22 protein-coding genes and 2 tRNA genes are annotated in these 19,873 nt (G+C 54.3%); 15 read left to right on the top strand and 9 right to left on the bottom strand.

Going from position 1 to position 19,873, the window contains the following annotated elements; all coding sequences use genetic code 11:
* Positions 1-43: 43 nt before the first annotated feature.
* Positions 44-385: a winged helix-turn-helix transcriptional regulator gene (locus VA597_RS11985; protein ID WP_128743121.1), complete on the bottom strand. Its 342-nt coding sequence runs from the start codon at positions 383-385 to the stop codon at positions 44-46.
* A gap of 304 nt (positions 386-689) precedes the next feature.
* On the opposite strand from VA597_RS11985, the gene acgA reads away from it, so the two are divergent.
* From acgA to VA597_RS11965, 4 genes are all read left to right on the top strand, one after another.
* On the top strand, positions 690-890 hold the full coding sequence (gene acgA / locus VA597_RS11980) for an ACGX-repeat peptide (protein WP_326974617.1): 201 nt from the start codon (positions 690-692) through the stop codon (positions 888-890).
* Positions 891-968: 78 nt separating this feature from the next.
* Positions 969-1,997 (top strand): radical SAM/SPASM domain protein, ACGX system, encoded by a 1,029-nt coding sequence (acgM, locus tag VA597_RS11975; RefSeq protein WP_128743119.1) that lies wholly within the window; start codon positions 969-971, stop codon positions 1,995-1,997.
* Positions 1,994-2,578, top strand: coding sequence for a nitroreductase family protein (locus VA597_RS11970; protein WP_164919052.1), 585 nt, complete (start codon positions 1,994-1,996; stop codon positions 2,576-2,578). Before acgM ends, VA597_RS11970 begins: the two co-directional genes overlap by 4 nt.
* Positions 2,579-2,583: 5 nt before the next feature.
* Positions 2,584-2,841 (top strand): pyridoxamine 5'-phosphate oxidase family protein, encoded by a 258-nt coding sequence (locus VA597_RS11965; protein ID WP_128743117.1) that lies wholly within the window; start codon positions 2,584-2,586, stop codon positions 2,839-2,841.
* A 136-nt stretch (positions 2,842-2,977) separates the two neighbouring features.
* Here VA597_RS11965 and VA597_RS11960 read toward each other — a convergent pair.
* The 3 genes from VA597_RS11960 to VA597_RS11950 all read right to left on the bottom strand — a co-directional run bounded on the left by VA597_RS11960 (position 2,978) and on the right by VA597_RS11950 (position 4,842).
* A tRNA-Leu gene (locus tag VA597_RS11960) sits at positions 2,978-3,064 on the bottom strand.
* Positions 3,065-3,121: 57 nt separating this feature from the next.
* Positions 3,122-4,099: a M23 family metallopeptidase gene (locus tag VA597_RS11955; protein WP_128744317.1), complete on the bottom strand. Its 978-nt coding sequence runs from the start codon at positions 4,097-4,099 to the stop codon at positions 3,122-3,124.
* 68 nt (positions 4,100-4,167) lie between these two features.
* Positions 4,168-4,842, bottom strand: coding sequence for a sugar transferase (locus VA597_RS11950; RefSeq protein ID WP_243112511.1), 675 nt, complete (start codon positions 4,840-4,842; stop codon positions 4,168-4,170).
* 162 nt (positions 4,843-5,004) lie between these two features.
* Here VA597_RS11950 and VA597_RS11945 point away from each other — a divergent pair, with 162 nt between their 5' ends.
* From VA597_RS11945 to VA597_RS11920, 6 genes are all read left to right on the top strand, one after another.
* Positions 5,005-5,955 (top strand): ROK family protein, encoded by a 951-nt coding sequence (locus VA597_RS11945; protein ID WP_128743116.1) that lies wholly within the window; start codon positions 5,005-5,007, stop codon positions 5,953-5,955.
* A 154-nt stretch (positions 5,956-6,109) separates the two neighbouring features.
* Positions 6,110-6,475, top strand: a complete 366-nt coding sequence (locus VA597_RS11940) for a demethoxyubiquinone hydroxylase family protein (RefSeq protein ID WP_128743115.1) — start codon at positions 6,110-6,112, stop codon at positions 6,473-6,475.
* A 22-nt stretch (positions 6,476-6,497) separates the two neighbouring features.
* Complete coding sequence (locus VA597_RS11935; RefSeq protein WP_128743114.1) at positions 6,498-7,313, top strand: family 1 encapsulin nanocompartment shell protein; 816 nt, start codon at positions 6,498-6,500, stop codon at positions 7,311-7,313.
* A gap of 30 nt (positions 7,314-7,343) precedes the next feature.
* The gene (locus VA597_RS11930) at positions 7,344-7,718 is read left to right on the top strand and encodes a desulfoferrodoxin family protein (RefSeq protein ID WP_128743113.1); all 375 of its coding nucleotides are present in this window, start codon (positions 7,344-7,346) and stop codon (positions 7,716-7,718) included.
* Between the two features lie 242 nt (positions 7,719-7,960).
* Positions 7,961-8,569 (top strand): glycerol-3-phosphate acyltransferase, encoded by a 609-nt coding sequence (locus tag VA597_RS11925; RefSeq protein WP_128743112.1) that lies wholly within the window; start codon positions 7,961-7,963, stop codon positions 8,567-8,569.
* 114 nt (positions 8,570-8,683) lie between these two features.
* Positions 8,684-9,235, top strand: coding sequence for a DUF1788 domain-containing protein (locus tag VA597_RS11920; RefSeq protein WP_128743111.1), 552 nt, complete (start codon positions 8,684-8,686; stop codon positions 9,233-9,235).
* Here the strand turns inward: VA597_RS11920 and VA597_RS11915 are convergent.
* The 4 genes from VA597_RS11915 to VA597_RS11900 form a co-directional block, all read right to left on the bottom strand.
* A complete protein-coding gene (locus VA597_RS11915) occupies positions 9,210-11,021 on the bottom strand; it encodes a DUF6020 family protein (RefSeq protein WP_128743110.1) in 1,812 nt (603 codons plus the stop codon). The genes VA597_RS11920 and VA597_RS11915 overlap by 26 nt on opposite strands.
* A 227-nt stretch (positions 11,022-11,248) precedes the next feature.
* A complete protein-coding gene (locus VA597_RS11910) occupies positions 11,249-11,407 on the bottom strand; it encodes a hypothetical protein (RefSeq protein WP_164919051.1) in 159 nt (52 codons plus the stop codon).
* Positions 11,408-11,433: 26 nt separating this feature from the next.
* A complete protein-coding gene (locus VA597_RS11905) occupies positions 11,434-11,613 on the bottom strand; it encodes a hypothetical protein (protein ID WP_128743109.1) in 180 nt (59 codons plus the stop codon).
* A gap of 68 nt (positions 11,614-11,681) precedes the next feature.
* Complete coding sequence (locus VA597_RS11900; protein WP_128743108.1) at positions 11,682-12,533, bottom strand: patatin-like phospholipase family protein; 852 nt, start codon at positions 12,531-12,533, stop codon at positions 11,682-11,684.
* A gap of 140 nt (positions 12,534-12,673) precedes the next feature.
* On the opposite strand from VA597_RS11900, the gene VA597_RS11895 reads away from it, so the two are divergent.
* Positions 12,674-12,750, top strand: a tRNA-Val gene (locus VA597_RS11895).
* Positions 12,751-12,984: 234 nt separating this feature from the next.
* Here VA597_RS11895 and VA597_RS11890 read toward each other — a convergent pair.
* Entirely contained in the window at positions 12,985-14,973 is a 1,989-nt protein-coding gene (locus tag VA597_RS11890; protein WP_128743107.1) for an oxidoreductase, read from the bottom strand.
* Positions 14,974-15,188: 215 nt separating this feature from the next.
* Between VA597_RS11890 and VA597_RS11885 the strand changes: the two genes are divergently transcribed.
* From VA597_RS11885 to VA597_RS11870, 4 genes are read left to right on the top strand one after another with little or no spacing between them, the layout of a single operon-like run.
* Entirely contained in the window at positions 15,189-15,995 is an 807-nt protein-coding gene (locus tag VA597_RS11885) for an electron transfer flavoprotein subunit beta/FixA family protein (protein WP_326974612.1), read from the top strand.
* Positions 15,992-17,194 (top strand): electron transfer flavoprotein subunit alpha, encoded by a 1,203-nt coding sequence (locus VA597_RS11880; RefSeq protein ID WP_128743106.1) that lies wholly within the window; start codon positions 15,992-15,994, stop codon positions 17,192-17,194. The genes VA597_RS11885 and VA597_RS11880 overlap by 4 nt, the downstream gene beginning before the upstream one ends.
* A gap of 1 nt (position 17,195) precedes the next feature.
* Positions 17,196-18,614: an FAD-binding oxidoreductase gene (locus VA597_RS11875; protein WP_128743105.1), complete on the top strand. Its 1,419-nt coding sequence runs from the start codon at positions 17,196-17,198 to the stop codon at positions 18,612-18,614.
* 24 nt (positions 18,615-18,638) lie between these two features.
* On the top strand, positions 18,639-19,829 hold the full coding sequence (locus tag VA597_RS11870; protein WP_128743104.1) for a YkvI family membrane protein: 1,191 nt from the start codon (positions 18,639-18,641) through the stop codon (positions 19,827-19,829).
* Positions 19,830-19,873: the final 44 nt, after the last annotated feature.

Below are 19,873 nucleotides of genomic sequence, written 5' to 3'. Positions count from 1 at the left end.
TAAGTGTCTAACTTATGTTCTTACCTTCGTGTCCATAACATGCTTATTTTTCCGCACTATTTCTAACGAGTTCCTGATAACCTTCGCCCCAGGCCTGCATAGAATCAAAGACCGGCTTCAGTGTCCTGCCAAGCTCGCTGAGGGAGTATTCCACACGGGGCGGGACCTCCGCAAAAATCCTGCGCGTGACAAGTCCGTCTTCTTCAAGAGAACGAAGGTTATCTGTCAGAACCTTTTGGCTGATGCCGGGAATCGTGCGGCGCATTTCATTAAAGCGTTGTGTTCCTGCGAGAAGATTTCGGATAATGAGCAGTTTCCACTTGTTTCCGATCAACTGTACGATCGTTGCAACCGGACAGGCGGGCAGTTCTTCTTTGGTAAGCATATGGACATCTCCACCCCCTTTAGTTTCAATATAAATACAGGTTTCAATTTGAATATTATATACCATATCATACTGTTGCGCAGCCTGCCTGTCAAGCCAATCAGGAAGATGAAGAATACCCGAAATTATTTTGAGTTGAAAAAGCCCATAAACACGCAAAGGTTATAAAAAGGTAACTGGGTAATAGAAAGGTGCGTACTTTTCATGCCTGTTTTTGCACGCTACAATGGAATCACAGACAGAGAATGCAGTCAAATCAATGACTGGGCATAAAGTCTGAATTCTGATCAGGAGGACTTGAGTGATGTCTCTTAAAAATTTGTTTGACAAGAAAGAAACCGAAGGAAAAGCTCCTGCCGCTTGCGGCACAGCTTGTGGCGCGGGTGACAAGAAACCGGAGGAAAAACCAGCCGCTTGCGGTACGGCCTGCGGCGCCGGTGACAAAAAGCCGGAGGAAAAACCAGCTGCCTGCGGTACAGCCTGTGGCGCCGGCGACAAGAAATAATTCCGGCAAGGCATCCCCGCAGGCGTGGCTTGCGGGGATGTTTTTCTGCCCCTGACTAGAATCAGAAAGGAAAACCAAATGGAATATTTTGCGTTTCAGTGGCACATCACCGAGGCCTGCGATCAACGGTGTAAGCACTGCTATATTTACGCTCTCGGCAGCCATGCCAAGTTCAAGGAAATGGCAGGGCCTGAGATGGATATGGTCATTGAAAACATCAAAACTTTCTGCCAGAAGGCAAAACGGCTCTCATATCTTTATATCACCGGAGGCGACCCGATTCTGCATCCGCAGTTCTGGACGCTCGCCGAAAAGCTCAAAACTGAGAATGTCCCCTTTGCCATTCTCGGCAATCCGTTTCATTTGAACGACGTGGTCTGCAAACGCCTGCACGATTGCGGTTGCCGAAAATACCAGCTTTCTCTTGACGGGCTGCGTGAAACACATGACCGTATCCGCCGCCCAGGTTCCTATGATGAAACGCTGGCGGTTGTTCCGATCCTTCGAAACGCCGGAATCGATGTTGCTGTTATGGCAACGGTTTCCCGTTGGAACAGCAAAGAAATTCCCGATCTTGTGGATGTCGTCGTAGAAAGTAACGTGGACATTTTCGCTTTTGCCCGTTACTGCCCATCCATGTCCGACCGGGACAACTGCTGCTCCCCGGAGGAATATCGCGAGATGATGGAGCGCTGCTGGGAAAAATTTGAGCAGTATAAAGACAGCGGCACAACATTTAACCTGAAAGATCACCTGTGGACGTTGTTTCAATATGAAAAAGGACTGTTTCATCTCTCGGATTATCCCAATGACGAATATGTCTATGACGGCTGTAACTGCGGTAACTGCCACCTGACAATCCTTTCGGACGGCGCGGTATATGCCTGCCGCCGGATGGAGAGCAAGGTGGGAAATGCCCTGACGGACGATCTTTATAACCTGTTTACGGGCGCTAAAATGGATAAATACCGTGAATATGAGAAATTTGAAAAATGCTCAAAATGCGAGCTGCTGCGGTTCTGCCGGGGCTGCCCGGCCGTCGCCTTCGGTTACCACGGCAATCTATATGCGCCCGACCCGCAGTGTTGGAAGGAGATCAAAGCGTGAACGAAGTTATCAAGAATATGATGGAGCGCCGCTCAATCCGAAAATATGAAAACAGGCAGGTGCCGGACGATATACTGGAGCAGATTTTGTATGCTGCTTCCTTCAGCCCCAATGCGGGCAATCGGCAGACCACACAAATTGTTGTGTGTCAGGATGCCGCAATGAATGAACAGCTGGGGAAAATTAAAAAATCCTTGTCTCATGTTAGCATTTCTTCCCCCGGAAGGTATATTTCGACCGACCAGCCTAGCATTGCCGATGATCCTACGATTGCAAGCGCGTTCTACAGCGCGCCCACGGTAGTCACTTTATTTGGCCCCAAAAGGTTTTGGTTCGCAGATGCGGACTGCTATATTATGGCAAGCAATATATGCCTGGCTGCTTATTCGCTTGGAATTGGCTCATGTCTTGAAGGTGTTGTAGAAGACATATTCGATAATGAATTCGGTAAAGAGATTCTGCGCAAATGGAATGTTCCAGAGCATCTTGAAGCAAAAGCGCATATCACTCTCGGTTACCCGGTCGGCGGTTTTCCCGGCGTGAAGCCGAGAAAATACCCCAATCCAATTATCATGAGGTGAGCATAATGGATGCGAAAACCTGTCTTGAAAAATTGAAGCTGATCGGCGTGCTCAGCTTTGCAACCGTGGACACGCAGGGCAACCCGCAAATCCGGAACATCAGTGCGATTCATTACGAGCCGGACGGCATGTACTTCTTCACCGCGCGCGGAAAAAACTTTTGCCGTGAGCTTCTGGAAAACGAAAAGGTACAGATTGCTTGTTTTGAGGCCTGCCCCGCAAAGGTGATCGTGAGACAACCGCCAATATCTACACGCACCTGAGTTTTGATTCGAAGGTTACACATCCCTTACAGAAAAAGACGGCAAATTCCACGGATTCCTTAAATTCAGCGAAGCGCAAAAGGGCAAAAAAAATCTCCAAACCCTCATGAATACTGGGTTTGGAGAGATTCTACGCTGGTGCCGCTGGCCGGACTCGGACCGGCACGGTATTGCTACCGAGGGATTTTAAGTCCCTTGCGTCTGCCAATTTCGCCACAGCGGCAAAGTCACAGATTTCATTATAACATGACACAGCGGCAAAATCAATGAGAATCATGAGCTATTCAATTTCTATATTCTTAACCCGGTAGTATTCTTTCGTTTCCGCAACGCGATACACCTCAGACTGATGCTGCCGCAGCAGCTTTGTCAGGGCATAGACATCCACCCAGATTTCGTTGTTGCTTTCCTTTTGACTCTCGTCGAAGACCAGTTCCAATCCAAAGTGCAGGTGGCTGACTTTGATGTTGTTCACGTTCTCCTTGGTGCTGTATCCCGTGCGGCCGACATATCCAATCACGTCGCCCGCCTTGACGGTCTGGCCGACGGCCAGATTCGCGGCATAGGGACGGTTCTGGCGCAGATGGGCATAATAGTAATATCGTTTGGAGTCAAAGCTGCGGATCCCAATTCTCCAGCCGCCGTACTGGTTCCATCCCAGGGCTTCCACAACCCCGGATTCCACCGCGATGATCGGAGTTCCCGTGGCGGCCATCATGTCGTGGCCCAGATGCGGCCTTGAGTAGCCGTAGGTGCGCTGTGCGCCGAAATCATCGCAGTCTGTGTAAGGGAAAGTCTTTGCAATCGGCGAATAGCCGATCAGGCCGTACTTCTCCTCTCCGTCCTCCCGGTATTTTCCGAGAAGCCCGCCCAGCACGGCAGTGTAGGCCTCAAAGTAATATTTGTAATATTTCATGTCCTTTGTGATTTCATCTATGCCGGAGGTCTGGAGCTTCTTTACGAAGGCGTCCATGTCAGAGCTTCTATACCGTTTGAAATCCCCGCCGTATTTCGCGCCCAGGTATGCCAGAATCTGAATCCAATTGAGGCTGCCTCCCTTTTTGTGGGATTCAATATCCAGGTTCATCGCCTTTTTCAGAGCGAGATAGGAAACATTGAATTCGACATATTTAATGTGATCCGACTTCTTTTCTTCCTGTGCCTGCGTCGGCACCGCCCGGTGCACATAGCCGGCGGAAGCCGTCAGAAGGATGACCGCCAGGAAAAGAAGCAGGACTGTTTTCAGGGTTTTTCCCATGTGGCAAAACAACTTTTCATCCCCCGCTGTTCTACCCAATCATATGTGACTTTCCCTGAAAATATGGCTTAAATTACAGCCGCTATGGTCCGAACCATGATTTTCATGTCGGCCGCAACGCTGATGCCGCGCAGATATTGCAGGTTCAGTTCCGTTTTTGGCGGCAGTATCTGCTCGATATAAATCCGGTCGGGGTCCCCGGAAGAAACCAACAGCCTGTCTTCATCTTTAAAAGCGATGCTGGACGGCGCCGTGATCCCGGGCCGAATTAAAAGGGTCGCCATTCCTTCCGGAGTGTAGGCTTCCACATACCGTCTCACCTCCGGCCTGGGGCCGACCAGGCTCATGGTGCCGTTTAAAACGTTGAGCAGCTGGGAAAATTCATCCAGCCTGCACCGGCGGATCAGCTTTCCCACCCTTGTGATGCGCTCATCCCCGCCGGTCGTGACCGCCGGGCCGATTTTGTCCGCGTCCTGGACCATTGTGCGGAATTTGAAGATTTTGAAGTCACGGTCATAGCGGCCGACTCGGATCTGCCGGTAAAAAACAGGTCCCGGCGAATCCAGCTTGACCGCCAGAGCCAACAGCAGCAGGATCGGTGAAAGCACCAGCAAAATAACCAGGGAGGCCATAATATCCCCGGCCCGTTTGAAAGCGAGCGTGCCGCGCTTTTTTTGCAGACGGTCCCAATAGCTCCGGGTATATTCGTTTTTCATGCTCTGAGGCAGGGTTTCATATGTCATGCATTTTTCTCCGTTTACCAATTCTATTCCAAACTTATTGTACCATTATAGCACAGGTTTTAAGCAAGTGGATTATTTTTTGTATTCCGCCAAGGCGTGTTTACAATGTTTCGGAAGAGATGCTATACTAATGAATATTACGGGAAGAGGGAAGGAACTTTCATGTATTATCTTGGAATCGATCTTGGGGGGACCAATATCGCGACCGGCGTGGTCGATCAGAGATACCGGATCGTAGCGCGGGCAAAGAGGAAAACGTCTGTCCCCTGCAAACCTCTGGAAATCTGTGAGCAGCTTGCCGCGACCGTTCAGGAAGCTCTGGGGGCCGCCGGGCTGAGCGTGGATGACATCCCGTATGTGGGAGTTGGGACTCCGGGCACGGTCAACCGGGACAGCGGCGTGGTCGAGTACTCCAACAATCTGTTTTTTGAAAATCTGGAGCTTCGGAAGCTCTTGTCGGATCGGCTGAAAAAAGATGTCATTCTGGAAAACGATGCCAATGCGGCGGCCTTCGGCGAGTTCAGGGCCGGCGCTCTCAAAGGCGCTAGGAACGCCGTTGCCATCACGCTTGGAACAGGAATCGGCAGCGGGATTATTATCGACGGAAAGATTTATGCCGGAAGCAATTTTGCGGGCGGTGAAATCGGGCACACCGTGATTGTGGCGGGTGGAAAGCTCTGCACCTGCGGCCGGCGGGGCTGCTGGGAGGCGTATGCCTCAGCAACCGGGCTGGTTGCGATGACACGGGAGGCCATGCGGAAAGACAAAAGCTCGCTGCTGTGGAAAATCGCCGGAGATCCGGATCAGGTCGACGGAAGAAGCGCTTTTGAAGCAGTGCGGGCGGGCGATGAAACCGGAAAGAAAGTCGTTGATCAATACCTCTTTTATCTTTCCTGCGGCGTGGCCAACTGCATTAACGTTTTTCAGCCGGATATTCTCTGTATCGGCGGAGGAATCAGCAACGAGGGCGAATTCCTGATGGAACCTCTGAGAAAAGCGGTCGCCGCCGAAAACTATGCGCGCAATGCTGAGAGGCAGACCGTTTTGTGCAAAGCGCAGCTGGGCAATGATGCGGGCATTCTTGGCGCCGCGCTTCTGGGAACCGAATGCTGAATTTCACTTCACGCGCCGTTTTAAACGGCGTTTTTTGTATGGGTAAAAAATTTATTATTTTTTTGATGAAAAGGCTTGCAATTTAAAAACGGAGATGATATAATATCGACAGAAATCAAGAATGATTATTAAATTAGATCGGAGGATAGCTAAAATGCCTGCATTTGCAAACCCTTTTTCGGGTAATGTTGAACGAAAATTGAGCGATGAGGAACTGGTTCAGGCGATCCGATTGGATATCGCGGGCGAACTGGAAGCGATCTACCTTTACGATGCGCACGTTCAGGCTACGGACAATGTGACGGCTCAAACAGTGCTTGCGGATATTCGGGATGAGGAAAAGGCGCATGTCGGAGAATTGATGACGCTTTTGAGAACGCTTGACCCGAAAGAAGCGGAGCTTTTTTCCTCAGGGGAATCGGAAGTCCGTGAAATGCTGGAGAATTTAGGAATTGCAGAACCGACGACGGGTCCGGCTGCCTCGGACCAGAAGCCGACGGTGGGAAATCTGCTGGAATAGAAACGGTGAAGGGAGAAGAGACATGAGTTATCTTTCAAGAGAGAGTTCTCCGGTTTCGGCGGAACTTTGGCAGGAAATCGATGCCGCAGTGGTGGAGACGGCGCGGAAGGCTTTAACCGGCCGGCGCTTTTTACATATTTTCGGCCCGCTTGGGATCGGCGTGGAAAGTATCTCAGTCGATCGCACGGGAGAAGTTGAAGAGGTTGAAAGTGAAGGTTTTCTTTCAACCAACGGGAGAAAGTACGTTGAAATTCCTTCCGTTTACAATGATTTTACCCTGCTGGCGAGGGACTTGGAAAACAGCGCCCGGCTGGGATTCCCGACCGATCTGACGGAGGCGGTCCGCGCGGCTTCGATTTGTGCCAGGTTGGAGGATACTTTCCTCTATTTTGGGAATCCGGGCCTTGGATATGAGGGCCTTATGACCGCGCCGGGAATTCAAAAAATCAAACGCTCCGATTGGAAATCGGGCGAAAATGCCTTTGCGGATATTGCCGCCGGGTTGGAACATTTCGCTTCCAGCGGGATTTTCGGGACTTACGCGCTGTCCCTCAGCCCCGACCTTTATCTTGATCTGCAGAGGATTCAGCCGGGAACCGGACTGCTGGAAATTGACCGGGTCCGGAAAATGCTGGACGGCAAGGTGTATCAATCCACTGCTCTGGGAAAGGAAAAGGCCGTGCTGGTCTGTTCCGAACCCGCAAATATGGATCTTGTCGTGGGACAGGACCTGTCGGTTGCCTATCTGGAGCAAAAGGACCTGAACCATCGGTTCCGCGTGCTGGAGACGATCCTGCCGCGCATCAAAAACAATAACGCCGTTGTGGCGTTCGAATAAAAATTGATTTAATTTAAAGGAGAGATTACTATGGCAAATGTAGAATTCTATCGTTGTGAAATATGCGGGAATATGGTTGTAAAAATTAAAAACGGCGGCGGCACGCTTGTCTGCTGCGGCCAGAATATGACAAAACTCACGGCCAACAGCACCGATGCCGCTCAGGAGAAGCACGTGCCGGTCGTAACGAGAGAGAACGGAAAGATTAAAGTCGCCGTTGGCTCAACGCTGCATCCGATGCTGCCGGAGCATCACATTGAGTGGATTGCCCTTGTCTCCGGCGACAGGGTGGAATTAAAATATTTGCAGCCCGGCATGCAGCCGGTCGCTGAATTCAAGAACGCGGAGAGCGGAACGGTTTATGAATACTGCAATCTTCACGGGCTGTGGAAAGCTGATTTTTAATCCGGATCCGGAGGGCTGTTTGAAAGAGCCTGCATGAATCGACCCCAAAGACGGACTTGAACAGCTGCCTTGAGGAATAAGAGACAGAGCATATTCGGTAAAATCTGTAAAATGGAAAGATTCATTCGCCATTTTTAGGTTTCCGATATGCTCTGTATTCATTTTACCCGGAATTTTGTATACAATAGAAGATGATGATAACAGGGAAACCGTAGCTTATTCTGGAAAGGATTCTGATCGGCATGAGGTTCTTTTGCGTTATGACGGGCTATTTCTGCGGCTGTTTTCTGACCGCCGAAGCCGTGGCCCGATGGAAAACGGGCAAAAGCGCCTGCGGGATTGGCTCAGGAAATCCCGGCACGGCGAATATCTTGGGACTGTTCGGAAAAAAATGGGCGGCTGTGACTTTGCTGGGCGACGTTTTGAAAACGGTTTTGCCCTGCATGAGCTGCCGGTATCTTTTTTTTCCGCAGCTTGGACGGCTGGCCATTCTGTACGCAGGCTTGGGAGCTGCCCTGGGGCACGGATTCCCATTCTGGAACAAATTTCGCGGCGGCAGGGGCGTCGCCGTTTTCTGCACTTATTTGATCTTGTTTTCACCGGTCGCGGGGATGATTGCCGAACTCATCGGCCTGTGTGTTGTAATTGTGACGAAATACCTGGCTCTGGGAGCTTTGGCGATTCCAGTTTTCTTCCTGTTTCCGGCTTTCCGGTACGGCGGCCTGGAAGCGGGGTTCGTTTTTCTTGCCGGAGCTTCGCTGCTTTTTCTTCTTCACCGCGATTCCATAGGGAGAATCGCGCGTGGAACGGAAGAGAAAAGCGATTTGCCCGCTCTGCGAAAAAGATTGTAATTACCCGCGGGCTGCCCCGGTTGGCAATTATCTTTCGGCGGGCCATATATCATCCTCCCATGCGGCATATATTTTAGAAATGAACTTTTATCAATACCTGAGCGGGGGAGGATAATGGACGGTATTGAAGAACGGCTGGACGCCGTGGAACAGATCATCCAGGATCCGGATTTCCGCCATGGCGGAAAATCCGGGAGCAGAGCCGGATATTACGTGTTCGACTACCCGGCGGAAACGGAGCTGGTTGTCCGGGAACGGATTGCATGCATGATCAAGAGGAATAACAAAAGCGTTGATGGTTATGAGCTGGTTGTATTTGATCTGTACGACATTTTGATCGATCTGCTGGAGCGGGAAGGGCTTTTGGAGCAGTGCTTTAAATTTGAAAAGACAAAGGGAATGGAACGGATTGTCAAAGCGATCGGAAATCTGCTGCTGATCAATGAAGAGGAAAGCCTGACGATCCGATATATTCAGGAACACACCCCGAAGGAGGCCGTTGTGTTTCTGACCGGCGTCGGTAAATGCTGTCAGCTTCTTCGCTCTTATAAAATCCTCTGCAACCTCCACCAGGCGGTTGACCGCGTTCCGGTGGTTCTGTTTTATCCGGGGGATTATGAAGGGCAGAAGCCGATCCTGCTCAGAGCGTACCGGCTTGTGGATTAGGCTGGTCGTTTAGACCGCGCTTCGGCCGGAGCGCCAGTGCGGTCATCACGGGCATGCATATCTGAAACGGAAAGGCATAGCGCAGCAGGACGACGGGCGACAGAAGCAATGTGATCCAGAAGGCGAAAAGCGGCGCGAGTGCGATCAGACTGGAGTATTGCTTTCGGAAAACGCAGAAAGCGGTGCTCCAGGCAAGAACCCAGAACGGCAGCGCGGGGCTGATCAGCAGGGAAAGAACGGGCACCCGGTCGACGGCGCGGCCGGTTGCGACACTTTCGTAGAACCGGTCAAGTCCCGGCAGAAAACTGTGACGCGTGACCGGAAACCAATCCGGAGGCAAATTCGGCTTATTCTGAAACTCGACATAGGGGAAGGGATTCTGCGCCCAGCCGCTCTGATAGTCGACGTCGGGGTCCCAGAATCCAAGGCTGTTGCACAGAAACGCGTTCGTGTAGCTGTCGGGGCATTTCAATCCTATGCTGATCCAGGTGTTCAGGCATTTCTTTTTGTTGTTCAGGACGTATTTCGTTTGGAAGGCATTCTTAACCGGATCGGCGAACCGGGGTGCGTAACCGCGCAGCTGCTTTTCAGGAATCATCCGGAATACGGTCTGAAGCTCATCGGGTGTGAGCTCATCCCCGTGGTCGATCACGGAGCGGGCCAGCTGCTGGGCCGGAATACTCAGCGCCTCGTGAAAATCCCCCGGGATAACGTGGAGAAGGGAATAGACCGGGCCGGTGAACACCGCGTAAAACGCAAGGCAGGCCGCGCAGAGGAGCGAAATGCCGACACGGTGCCCGCGGAGGAGAAGGATCCAGACCGGGATGGAGAGCGCGAACAGATAGGCGCCGTTGTTGCGGAGCAAAAACATGGCGCACGCCGAGAGAAAAAACAAAAACGGGCGGAGGGGAGAGGAAAAAAAAGCGCCGGGGTTCTCAGAAAGATCCCATACGGCCAGGATGAAAACCAGCAGGGCGGCGGCGAAGGGAGTGTCCTTTGTTGTGCTCATCGCCAGAACGGGGTTCATCGGGAACAGCGCAAAATAAAGAAGCGCCGCCGCTCTGAGAACGAGGGGAGCGCCGCGCCGGGCGAGAACGCGGCAGCAGAACGAGAGCGCGGCGGAAAGAATCAGCATCTGGGAAATCGAATAGATCGCCATTCCGGCATTGTTTGTCCCAAAGAAGCGGAGGCCGGCGGAGAAGCAGGCGTCCAGATAAAGCGTATGCACAATCGGGTGCTGGGCCACCAGCACATGATCGTTGGCCAGGCTTTGAGCCAGCTGAATCGGTCCGTCGTAGGCGTAGACTCCGGGATAGATGGCGAAAAAGCACGGAAGCCAGCATAAAAAAATCAGCGCCCACTGCAACAGAAAGGATCTTGTGCCCGCCATGGGGAAACGCGGAGGGACGGACAAGGATTTTTCCATTTTGACGAAAAGCAATTCAATCAGAACCGTCAGCAGTAAAGCCGCTCCGGCGGAAGCAAGATAGAGATGAGGGGAGCGAAGGCTCAGCCGCCCGGTTTGGTCCACTTCACTGCCAACAACGAGCATGGAGCCAAGCACGAGGCCCGGGGCTGCGGAGCATAGGAGCAGGCGCCTTCGGGCCAGATTGGCCCCTTTGTAAAACAGTACTGCGAACGCCAAGAAAAAAACGGCGGATAGAACACTGTTGTTGATCAGAAGAGGATCGTTCCTTGTCTTCAGCACATAAGTCAGGGAGGTGACGCTGAGAAACGAAGCTGCCATGCAGAATAGCTCTTTGCCTGCGGCTCTCAATTTAAACATTTGTCTTTTTCCTCCCATAGGACTTTGTAAAAGGCCGTCGCACCAATGAATTTCTTTTGATTTCTCCGGAACTGAATCCTAGATATTACATTTCCCAATTTTATCCAATCAATCCATATTCGTATGAAAAGCGTTGATCAGAATTGAAAAAGCCGAGCAGCCAATACCATGTGGTACGGCTGCTTCGGCTTTTTCAAGCGGAGATATTTCAGGAATTCCCGGTCCGCTTATATTTTATTCATCTGCTCAAAGTGCTCGGCCACCTTCATCAGTTCTCCGAGCGTTGAAATCTCAACGCCGGATTCCAGAATCCGGTCCTTAATTTCAATCGGGAGGGATTCAAAATAATCCCTCAGATCAGGGTTGTTTTCATAGAATGTTCCCATTTTTGCGCCTCCGCGTATTCGCGGACTCAGGCGCCCCGGAAGGAATCGTCCTGCGTAAAAGTCTCGACAAAAAGCTTCAGGGATGCCGCCGAGTCAATTTCTTCGGCGTGCTTTTTGACCTCGTCCCTTGTGTAGTACGGAAGTCCGTCAAAGTATTCCTTTGCCTTTCCGTCTGATTCCAGTAAGCGCCTCAATTGATCCGCCATATAGTTTTCACCCCTGATGTATTATGCGCAGGCGGACGGATCCTATGATGTCAATTCTAGGAATAGCCTCAATTTAAAAATTTATTCAGATTATTGAGAGAATTTTCGCAGTCATGGATACCCATTTCATAGATTTTGTTCAGCTTTTCAGGATCTTTTTCGTAGCGGCTGATCACGATCGGGCTGCTCGGCCTTATGACGAAGGCCTTTCCTGCCTTTTCCTGCCGCCGGCACACGTCGAGTTCGTTGTTATAGGTTTCGGGCCGCTTCATCATGGCATCGACGAAAAGAGGGTAGTCTCCGTATTTTACATGGAGAACAGACCTTGGAAATTCCGGATTCGGCCCCTTCCGATAGGAAAAGTCGCGCGTAAGTACGATCACGCTGCGCTCATTTCCGTCGAAGATGGAGCGTTCGATCGGAATCGGCATGGTGCATCCGCCATCCAGGAGTTCATAGCCGCGGTAAGTGACGATGTTCGAGAGAAAAGGCAGGGAGCAGGAGGCCCGCACGGCGGTCATTTCCTCATCCAGCTGCGCCTTATCGAAAAATACGGCCTGCCCCGTTTTCAGGTCGGTCGCGCCCACCTTAAGCTGGACCGGCGAATCAAAAAAAGTTTCGTAATCAAAGGGCAGAAGCGAATGAAACAGCTCTCCGAATATAAAGTCGAATCCGAACAGAGATCCCGTCTTCTGCAGATTGCTTACGCTGATGTAACGCTCCTCAGCGGAATAGCGGATCATGGCACGGCCGAAGTCTCTTGTGTTTTGTTTGCTGATGTAGTTGAGAGCATTGGACGCTCCTGCGGAAATGCCATAAACGCAGGGAAAATCGATCCCGTTTTCCGTCAGTGCGGTAAGAACGCCGGCAGTGTACCACCCACGCATGCCGCCGCCCTCCAGCACAAGACCAATCGACATAATGGATCATCCTCCTATTTGAAATTTATTATATGATAATTGAATGTCGAAAACAAGACTTTCAAATAATTTAGATTTTTTTATGATTTTACTTGATTTTCGACAGGAGATACGTTATAATGATCAAGCGCTTTAAACTTGGATGTTTAGCTCAGCTGGCTAGAGCGTTCGCTTGACGTGCGAAAGGTCATAGGTTCGAGTCCTATAACGTCCACCAATAAAAGACCGCCGGAAGGCGGTCTTTTTGCTTGACCTGCTCCAGATGAGAATCCGGTCGGGGAACAACGGAGGCGGATTTTACCGCTGCGCGCTTTCGAGTCCTATAGCATTATAAAATAAAAATCCCCGAGGAATCCGGCAGAGATGAGGATTTCCGGGGATTTTTCTTTGTCACAAACAGCGTTCGGGCCTTTCGTTGGCCGTTTGCGGCTACGGCTGGCGGAGCGCCAGTTTACAGTTCCCGCGCGACCTGAAACGCGTCCCAGATGGCGTGCATGATGTTCTGCACGTGCCGGGAATCGCCCACGTTGTAAATTTCCTTCGCACAGCCGCGCAGCTCGTTGTACAGAACCGTCTCGGGCCGATAGCCGACGGCCAGCATCACCGTATCCGCCTTGATCTTTTTTTCGCCCTCCGCTGACCGCACCGTGACGGAAGAGTTTTCCACACCGGTCACTTCAGAGGAGCAAAACACCGAAATCTTTTCAAAGGCAAGCAGGTCCTTCAGCATATCGTAGTTGGCGAAACACATGTCGGCTCCACCGCCCAGAATTTCCGGTGCCGCCTCGACGATGGTGACGTTTTTGTTGCCCATGCGCCTCAGCCAAAGACCCGTCTCGCAGCCTACCAGCCCGCCGCCGACAACCACGATATCGCTGCCGGCCTTTTCCGGGCAGAGAAGAATCTCTTCGGCTGTGAAAATCCGGTTCTTGTTTCCAAAATCAAGCCGGACGGGAGTGGAGCCCATGGCGATGATGACGGCGTCGGCATTGAAGCGCTCGACCGTTTCCCTGTCGGCGGCACAGTTCAGTTTTATTTTCACGGGCAGCTTTCCGAGCTCGGTTTCGTACCATTCGATCAAATGGCGGTCATCCTCCTTGAAATCCGGCACGCTGCCGGGCAGCACGTTGCCGCCCAGTCTTGGGCCTTTTTCAAGCAGCGTCACTTTGTGGCCGCGCAGGGCGCAGACTCGGGCCGCTTCCATGCCGGCGAGCCCGCCGCCGATAATCAAAACGTTCTTTTTGCACAGCGCCGGCGTCAGCGCCGTTTCCTTCTCTCGGCCGCAGGCGGGGTTGACGGCGCAGGACAGCGGAAGCCCCTGCGCCAGGCGGGCAAGGCAGCCCAGCTGGCAGGAGATGCACGGCCGGATCTCGTCCGTCCGTCCGGTCCGGATTTTCAGGGGCAGCTCCGGGTCGGCCAGCAGCGGGCGGCCCAGGCCGATGATGTCACAGCAGACGCCCAGCGCTTCACAGGCCATTTTCGGGTCGTCCATACGCCCCGCCAAAATGATGGGCACATTGACTTCCTTTTTCAGGATTTTTCCGAATTCCCGGTACATTCCCTTTTCAAAATACATCGGCGGATGATTCCAGTACCAGGAGTCATAGGTGCCGGCATCCACGTTGAGGATATCGTAACCCGCCTCCACAAGAATTTTGGCGGCTTCCACGCCCTCCTGGATGTCTTTACCCTGTTCAACGAATTTTTCTCCGGGCAGTGCGCCGTGACGGATGCCCTTGACAAAGCTCTTGAGGCTGTAGCGGAGAGAAACGGTGAAATCGTCTCCGCAGGCGGCCTTGATGCCCTTCACCACGTCGGTCGCCACTTTCAGGCGTCCGCGCAGGTCTCCGCCGTATTCGTCGGAGCGCTTGTTGTAGAGCGCGATGGCAAACTGGTCGAGCAGATAGCCTTCATGCACGGCGTGGATCTCCACTCCGTCGAAATGGCTTTGCTTTGCCACCACGGCGCAGGTGACGAAGGATTTGATGAGTTCCTGAATTTCCTCGCGGCTCATCTCTCGGTGCATGATGGAAGGGTCCCACCGGTTTTCCTGCGGGGAGGGGGCGATGGCGTTTTTCATGAGGTGGGGGATTGCCACACGGCCGAATCCGCCGGTGAGCTGGAGAAAGATGCGGGAATCGTAGGCGTGGATGCGCTCGTTCATGGGCGCTGTGGTTTTCATGAACCACAGCGGGTTGTGGGAGGCACAGGGCAGCGCCAGCGGTTCCATTTCATCATAATTCACGTTGGTGACGCCGGTGACGATCAGTCCCGTGCCGCCCCTTGCGCGTTCGACATAATATTCCTGGGCGTTTTGAGTGAAGCCTCCCTGGGAATCCGACATGGAAACCATGCCGAGGGGAGCCATGGAAAACCTGTTTTTAAGGGTCAGCTTGCCGATCGTGATGGGTTCAAAGAGCTTTGAATACGGTCCGGTCATTGCAGCACGTCCTTTCTAAGACTGATTTTATGAGAATTTTACGTTAGTTTGTGCGGATTTCCCGGATATATTTCAGCATTGAGCATCCGTTTTGTTCTGAAAATAAGTCGAATTTTAAATTAGGGATGGACATCGCGTCCGTCCTGTGTTAAAATTTTAGCAGTTTACACTTTAGAACTTTAAAGTAAATTAGCAAAAGGGGTTGACTAGCAGGAATGAATATTCTGGTCTGCATGAAGCAGGTCCCCGCCACCTCGCAGGTGGAAATCGACCGGGAGACGGGCTCGTTAAAGCGCCTTGGCACCCAGGCCAAGACGAACCCGTATGACCTCAGCGCGCTGGAGACGGCCCTGCGTCTTCGGGAACGGATGGGAGGAAGGGTCACGGTCCTGACGATGGGACCGCCGCAGGCGGAACAGATGATGCGCGATGCCTACCGGATGGGCGCGGACGACGCCGTGATCCTTTCAGACCGGAAATTCGCCGGGTCCGACGTGCTTGCGACTTCCTACACGCTTTCCCAGGGGATCCGCCTGCTCGGCAAGGCCGATCTGATCCTCTGCGGACGGCAGACCACGGACGGGGACACGGCTCAGATCGGCCCCGCCGTCGCGGAGCATCTCGGAATCCCCCACGCCGCGTGGGTCAGCGAGATCCTGGCGGTGGATGAAACGGGCATCGAGGTGCGCCAGACACTGGCGACCGTCACGCAGAGGTCCCGGCTTCGGCTGCCCTGCCTCATCACGGTGGAAAAAAATATCTGCGTGCCGCGTCTGCCCTCCTACCGGCTCAAGCGCGAGACCGCGGAGCGCCCGATCCGGGTCTGCGGCTTTGACGACCTGCCGGAAAAAAATCTTTCCCGCTGCGGCCTGGCCGGCTCTCCGACGCATGTGGAAACCATGTTTGCCCCGCCGGTCAACGCAAAAAAAGTGATGCTGAAGGGCAGCGCGGGAGAGAAAGCGGCCGCGCTGGTTTCCGTTTTGAAGGAAAAGAAACTGATCGAGGGAGGGACGGGGAAATGACGGCGATCCATTTTAACGCCGCGGCCTGCGACCTGTGCGGACAGTGTATTGAAAAATGCCCATTCGACGCGCTGAGCATGGAGGAAAACGGTCCGCGGGTAAACGAAAAATGCCGGATGTGCGGCGTCTGCGTCAAAGTCTGTCCCAGCCGCGCGATCGCATTCGAGCAAAAACCGCGGAAGGATACCGCCGGGAAAAGCAGATGGAAGGGCATTCTGATTTACGCGGAGCAGGAGAATGGGGAGCTTCATCCGGTCACCTATGAGCTGATCGGCGAGGCCCGCCGCCTGGCCGCCAAAGTAGGGTATGAGGTCTCCGCCTTGCTGGTCGGCGGGGATGGGACGGAAAAAAACGCGGAAAAACTGCTTCCCTATGGAATTAAAGAGGCTTTTGTCTACGAACACCCCGGCTTTGCCGGATTCAAGGCGGACTGCTATGCGGATGCGGCGGCGGACTGCATCTCGCAGCTGCGTCCCTCCGTGGTGCTGATCGGCGCCACGGAGCTCGGCCGTTCGCTGGCGCCGCGGCTGTCCGTTCGGTTCCACACCGGTCTGACTGCCGACTGCACGAAGCTGGATATCCGGCTCAACACGGACCTTGTCCAGGTCCGGCCCGCCTTCGGCGGCAACATTATGGCGCAGATCCTGATCGCGGACGCCCGGCCGCAATTCGCCACGGTCCGCTACCGGGTGATGGACAAAGCCGGAAAAGTGGACCATCCGGACGGAAAAGTGACCCCGATGCCGGTGAGCGACGCGATGGCGCGCTCCGGGATCGAAGTGCTGGAGGTCATCCCTTTGATCCGGAAAAAATCCATCGAGGAAGAGGATATTCTGGTGGTCGCGGGCCGCGGCGCGAAAAACGGGGACGGCGTGGCGCTCGTGCGCCGTCTGGCGCAGACCCTGGGCGGCCAGCTCTGCTTCACCCGCCCGATGGTGGAAAACGGCTTTGGCGACACCGCCCATCAGATCGGTCTTTCGGGCCGGACGGTCCGCCCGAAGCTGATCGTCACGTGCGGCGTTTCCGGCGCCATCCAGTTTGCCGCCGGCATGAACGGCAGCGAGTGCGTCGTGGCGATCAATTCCGACCCCAACGCGCTGATTTTCAACATCGCAAATTACTGCATCGTCGACAACCTGTTTGACGCGGTTCCGGCGCTGCTGAAGCAGCTTGCCGCCGCGGGAAAGGAGGCGGAGTAAAATGCCTTACCCCTATCGGAAGCTGGATGCCGCGGGCATCGAAGCGATCAAGTCCCTCACTTCCCCCGAACGGGTGAAAGCGGGCCCCGACATTCTGCCCGAATACTGTCATGATGAAATGCCGGAATATGGAGTTTTTCCGCCCGACCTCTATGTGGAGGCCGAGAATACAGGGGAAGTATCCGCCGTGATGAGATACGGGTACGACCACAATATCCCGGTGGTGGTGCGAGGCGCCGGCACCGGATTGGCCGGGGGCTCCACCTGCAAATACGGCGGCATCATGCTGTCCCTGATGCGGATGAACCGCATTTTTCCGGTGGACCGGAAAAACCAGACCATCACATGCGGGCCGGGCGCGCTGCTGCTGGACGTTCAGGCGGCAGCGGCGGCGGAGGGCCTGTTCTATCCGCCGGACCCGGGGGAGAAAACGGCGACCATCGGCGGCAACGTCATCACGAACGCGGGCGGTATGAAAGCGGTGAGGTATGGCCTGACGCGCGATTTTGTCCGCTGCATGGAAGCAGTGCTGCCGGACGGCTCCATCGTCAACTTTTCCTCCAATGTGGTGAAGAATACCACCGGTTACGATGTGAAAGATCTGGTGATCGGCTCCGAGGGCACGCTGTGCATCCTGACGCAGGTCACGCTCAAGCTACTGCCCGCTCCGAAGTGCACCTGCACGCTCGTCATGCCCTTCCCGGACCTGGAGGCTTGCGCCGACATGGTGCCGAAGGTGCTCGACCTGCCGTTCACGCCGACCGCCATCGAGTTTGTGGAGCGGGAACTGCTGGAAATCGTGGAGCGCACGCTCAACAAGCCCTTCCCGGTTCCCGGGGGCGGGGCCGTGCTGATCGTCATGTACGACGCCTCCAGCCCCGGGGAACTGGAGGCCGCCTGCGACGCGGCGTGTGACGCGGCGCTGGAAAGCGGCGCGCTGGACTGCATGATCGCGGATACCCCGGAGCGGATCGCCTCGGTCTGGGAAGTCAGGGGCGCGATTCTGGAGGGGATGAAGGCGGATTCGGTGTCGCAGGAGGAGTGCGACGTGGTCGTGCCCCGCAGCGCCATTGCCGAGTACGTCAAGGCGGCGAAGAGAATCGCACTTTCCCATGGAATCCGGGTGGAGCCCTGCGGCCACGCCGGAGACGGCAACATCCACACGGAGATGCTCCGGGACTCCGGCATGAGCGACGAGGAGTGGAAAACGGCGACCCACGCCAGCCTGACGGAGCTGTACGATCTGTCGAAGCGGCTGGGCGGGCAGCTTTCCGGCGAGCACGGCATCGGCAACGGCCGTCTGGAATTTTTGGAACCCTTTCTCGGCGGCCGCATGATCCGGCTTTACAAATCCATCAAGCTGGCGTTCGATGAGAGGCTGGTCCTGAATCCCGGCAAGATCGTGGAATACCACGCCTGACAAGCAAAAGAAAGAGGGAAAACGATGAGTGAGAAGAAATCCCTGCTGGTCGACAAAAGCAGGATGCCGCTGGCGGTCGGAATCGCTTTTGTGGCGTTCACCACCCAGTTCGGCGGAGGATTCGCCTCCGGCGCGCAAATTTATTCCTACTTTATCAACTACGGCATCTGGTGCCTGTTCCTGCCGGTTTTCACCCAGTTCCTGTACGCCCTGTTTTTCTGGTACGGCATGCGCTACGCCTACCGCAACAGGCTGTACGATTACCGCAGCTTTTCCGACCATTTCTACGGCAGGTACCGCGCGGTGTTTTCCAACCTGTTTGAGCTGACCTATCTCATCATGATCGCCACCGCGTCCGCGGCGGCTTTTGCAACCGGCGGCTCCACCCTGAACACGCTGTTTCAGATTCCGTATTGGCTTTGCACGCTCCTTGTGGGCGCCTTCATTTTTCTCATCGCTCTGTACGGCACCGATATGGTGCGCCGGGTCGCCTCCACTCTGTCCGTGCTGATCATCGCGGGCCTTGTTGCGGTGCTGGTGCCGAATATCATCGCCCAGTGGGGAGAGATCACGGCATCCGCCTCGAAGATGGCCGGAGGCTCCATGTGCGTCGCCTCCGGGGAGAGCGGCTCGTTCGGCGCCGCTTTGTGGAGCGCGTTCCTGTACTTCCTGTTCCAGCTTCCCTCCGTGTCCGTCATGTATCAGCACATGGAGCCGCTGACCAGCGAAAAGCAGGTGAATCATGCCGCCGTCTACATATTCATCACGAATACCCTGGCCATGATGCTGACCATTGTCGGCCTGCTGGCCGTGGCATTTGCGGCCGACCTGGCCACCGCTTCCGTCCCCATGCTGGTACTGGTTCAGAACGGCGTGGGCACCGGAGTGCTGACGCCGGTCATCGCGGCCCTCATGATCCTGGGCTCCGTTTCGACCGGCGTGAATATGGTATCCGGGATCGTCACCCGCTGCGTCAACGCCGTGGAGCGCCGGATCGGGGAGCCGGAAAAGCGGAAGTCCGGACACCGCCTGAGGAACGTCGGATTTTCCCTGCTGTTTACCGCGGTGGCGTTTGTCATCGCCCAGTTCGGCCTGATGGCGGTCGTAAAAAAAGGCTACGCCTACCTCGGCTATGCCGCCCTGGTCTCCGTATTTCTTCCCTTTGTGGTGCGTTTCCTGGCGGATGGCAAGAAACGGCGACGCACTGCGGAGTAGGCCTCTGAAAAATTGGACTTACGGCAGTATTTGCACGGGAAACG

It is taken from the genome of Caproicibacter sp. BJN0012, assembly GCF_035986805.1.
Taxonomy (GTDB): Bacteria; Bacillota; Clostridia; order Oscillospirales; family Acutalibacteraceae; genus Caproicibacter.
The sequence above is the reverse complement of the archived record's forward strand: the minus strand, read 5'-3'. Positions and strand labels throughout refer to the sequence as shown.

Coding starts and splice junctions, on each gene's coding strand:
- VA597_RS11985 (WP_128743121.1), bottom strand. CDS start 385: ATGCTTACCAAAGAAGAACTGCCCGCCTGTCCGGTTGCAACGATCGTA.
- acgA (WP_326974617.1), top strand. CDS start 690: ATGTCTCTTAAAAATTTGTTTGACAAGAAAGAAACCGAAGGAAAAGCT.
- acgM (WP_128743119.1), top strand. CDS start 969: ATGGAATATTTTGCGTTTCAGTGGCACATCACCGAGGCCTGCGATCAA.
- VA597_RS11965 (WP_128743117.1), top strand. CDS start 2,584: ATGGATGCGAAAACCTGTCTTGAAAAATTGAAGCTGATCGGCGTGCTC.
- VA597_RS11955 (WP_128744317.1), bottom strand. CDS start 4,099: ATGGGAAAAACCCTGAAAACAGTCCTGCTTCTTTTCCTGGCGGTCATC.
- VA597_RS11950 (WP_243112511.1), bottom strand. CDS start 4,842: ATGACATATGAAACCCTGCCTCAGAGCATGAAAAACGAATATACCCGG.
- VA597_RS11945 (WP_128743116.1), top strand. CDS start 5,005: ATGTATTATCTTGGAATCGATCTTGGGGGGACCAATATCGCGACCGGC.
- VA597_RS11940 (WP_128743115.1), top strand. CDS start 6,110: ATGCCTGCATTTGCAAACCCTTTTTCGGGTAATGTTGAACGAAAATTG.
- VA597_RS11935 (WP_128743114.1), top strand. CDS start 6,498: ATGAGTTATCTTTCAAGAGAGAGTTCTCCGGTTTCGGCGGAACTTTGG.
- VA597_RS11930 (WP_128743113.1), top strand. CDS start 7,344: ATGGCAAATGTAGAATTCTATCGTTGTGAAATATGCGGGAATATGGTT.
- VA597_RS11925 (WP_128743112.1), top strand. CDS start 7,961: ATGAGGTTCTTTTGCGTTATGACGGGCTATTTCTGCGGCTGTTTTCTG.
- VA597_RS11920 (WP_128743111.1), top strand. CDS start 8,684: ATGGACGGTATTGAAGAACGGCTGGACGCCGTGGAACAGATCATCCAG.
- VA597_RS11915 (WP_128743110.1), bottom strand. CDS start 11,021: ATGTTTAAATTGAGAGCCGCAGGCAAAGAGCTATTCTGCATGGCAGCT.
- VA597_RS11910 (WP_164919051.1), bottom strand. CDS start 11,407: ATGGGAACATTCTATGAAAACAACCCTGATCTGAGGGATTATTTTGAA.
- VA597_RS11905 (WP_128743109.1), bottom strand. CDS start 11,613: ATGGCGGATCAATTGAGGCGCTTACTGGAATCAGACGGAAAGGCAAAG.
- VA597_RS11900 (WP_128743108.1), bottom strand. CDS start 12,533: ATGTCGATTGGTCTTGTGCTGGAGGGCGGCGGCATGCGTGGGTGGTAC.
- VA597_RS11890 (WP_128743107.1), bottom strand. CDS start 14,973: ATGACCGGACCGTATTCAAAGCTCTTTGAACCCATCACGATCGGCAAG.
- VA597_RS11885 (WP_326974612.1), top strand. CDS start 15,189: ATGAATATTCTGGTCTGCATGAAGCAGGTCCCCGCCACCTCGCAGGTG.
- VA597_RS11880 (WP_128743106.1), top strand. CDS start 15,992: ATGACGGCGATCCATTTTAACGCCGCGGCCTGCGACCTGTGCGGACAG.
- VA597_RS11875 (WP_128743105.1), top strand. CDS start 17,196: ATGCCTTACCCCTATCGGAAGCTGGATGCCGCGGGCATCGAAGCGATC.
- VA597_RS11870 (WP_128743104.1), top strand. CDS start 18,639: ATGAGTGAGAAGAAATCCCTGCTGGTCGACAAAAGCAGGATGCCGCTG.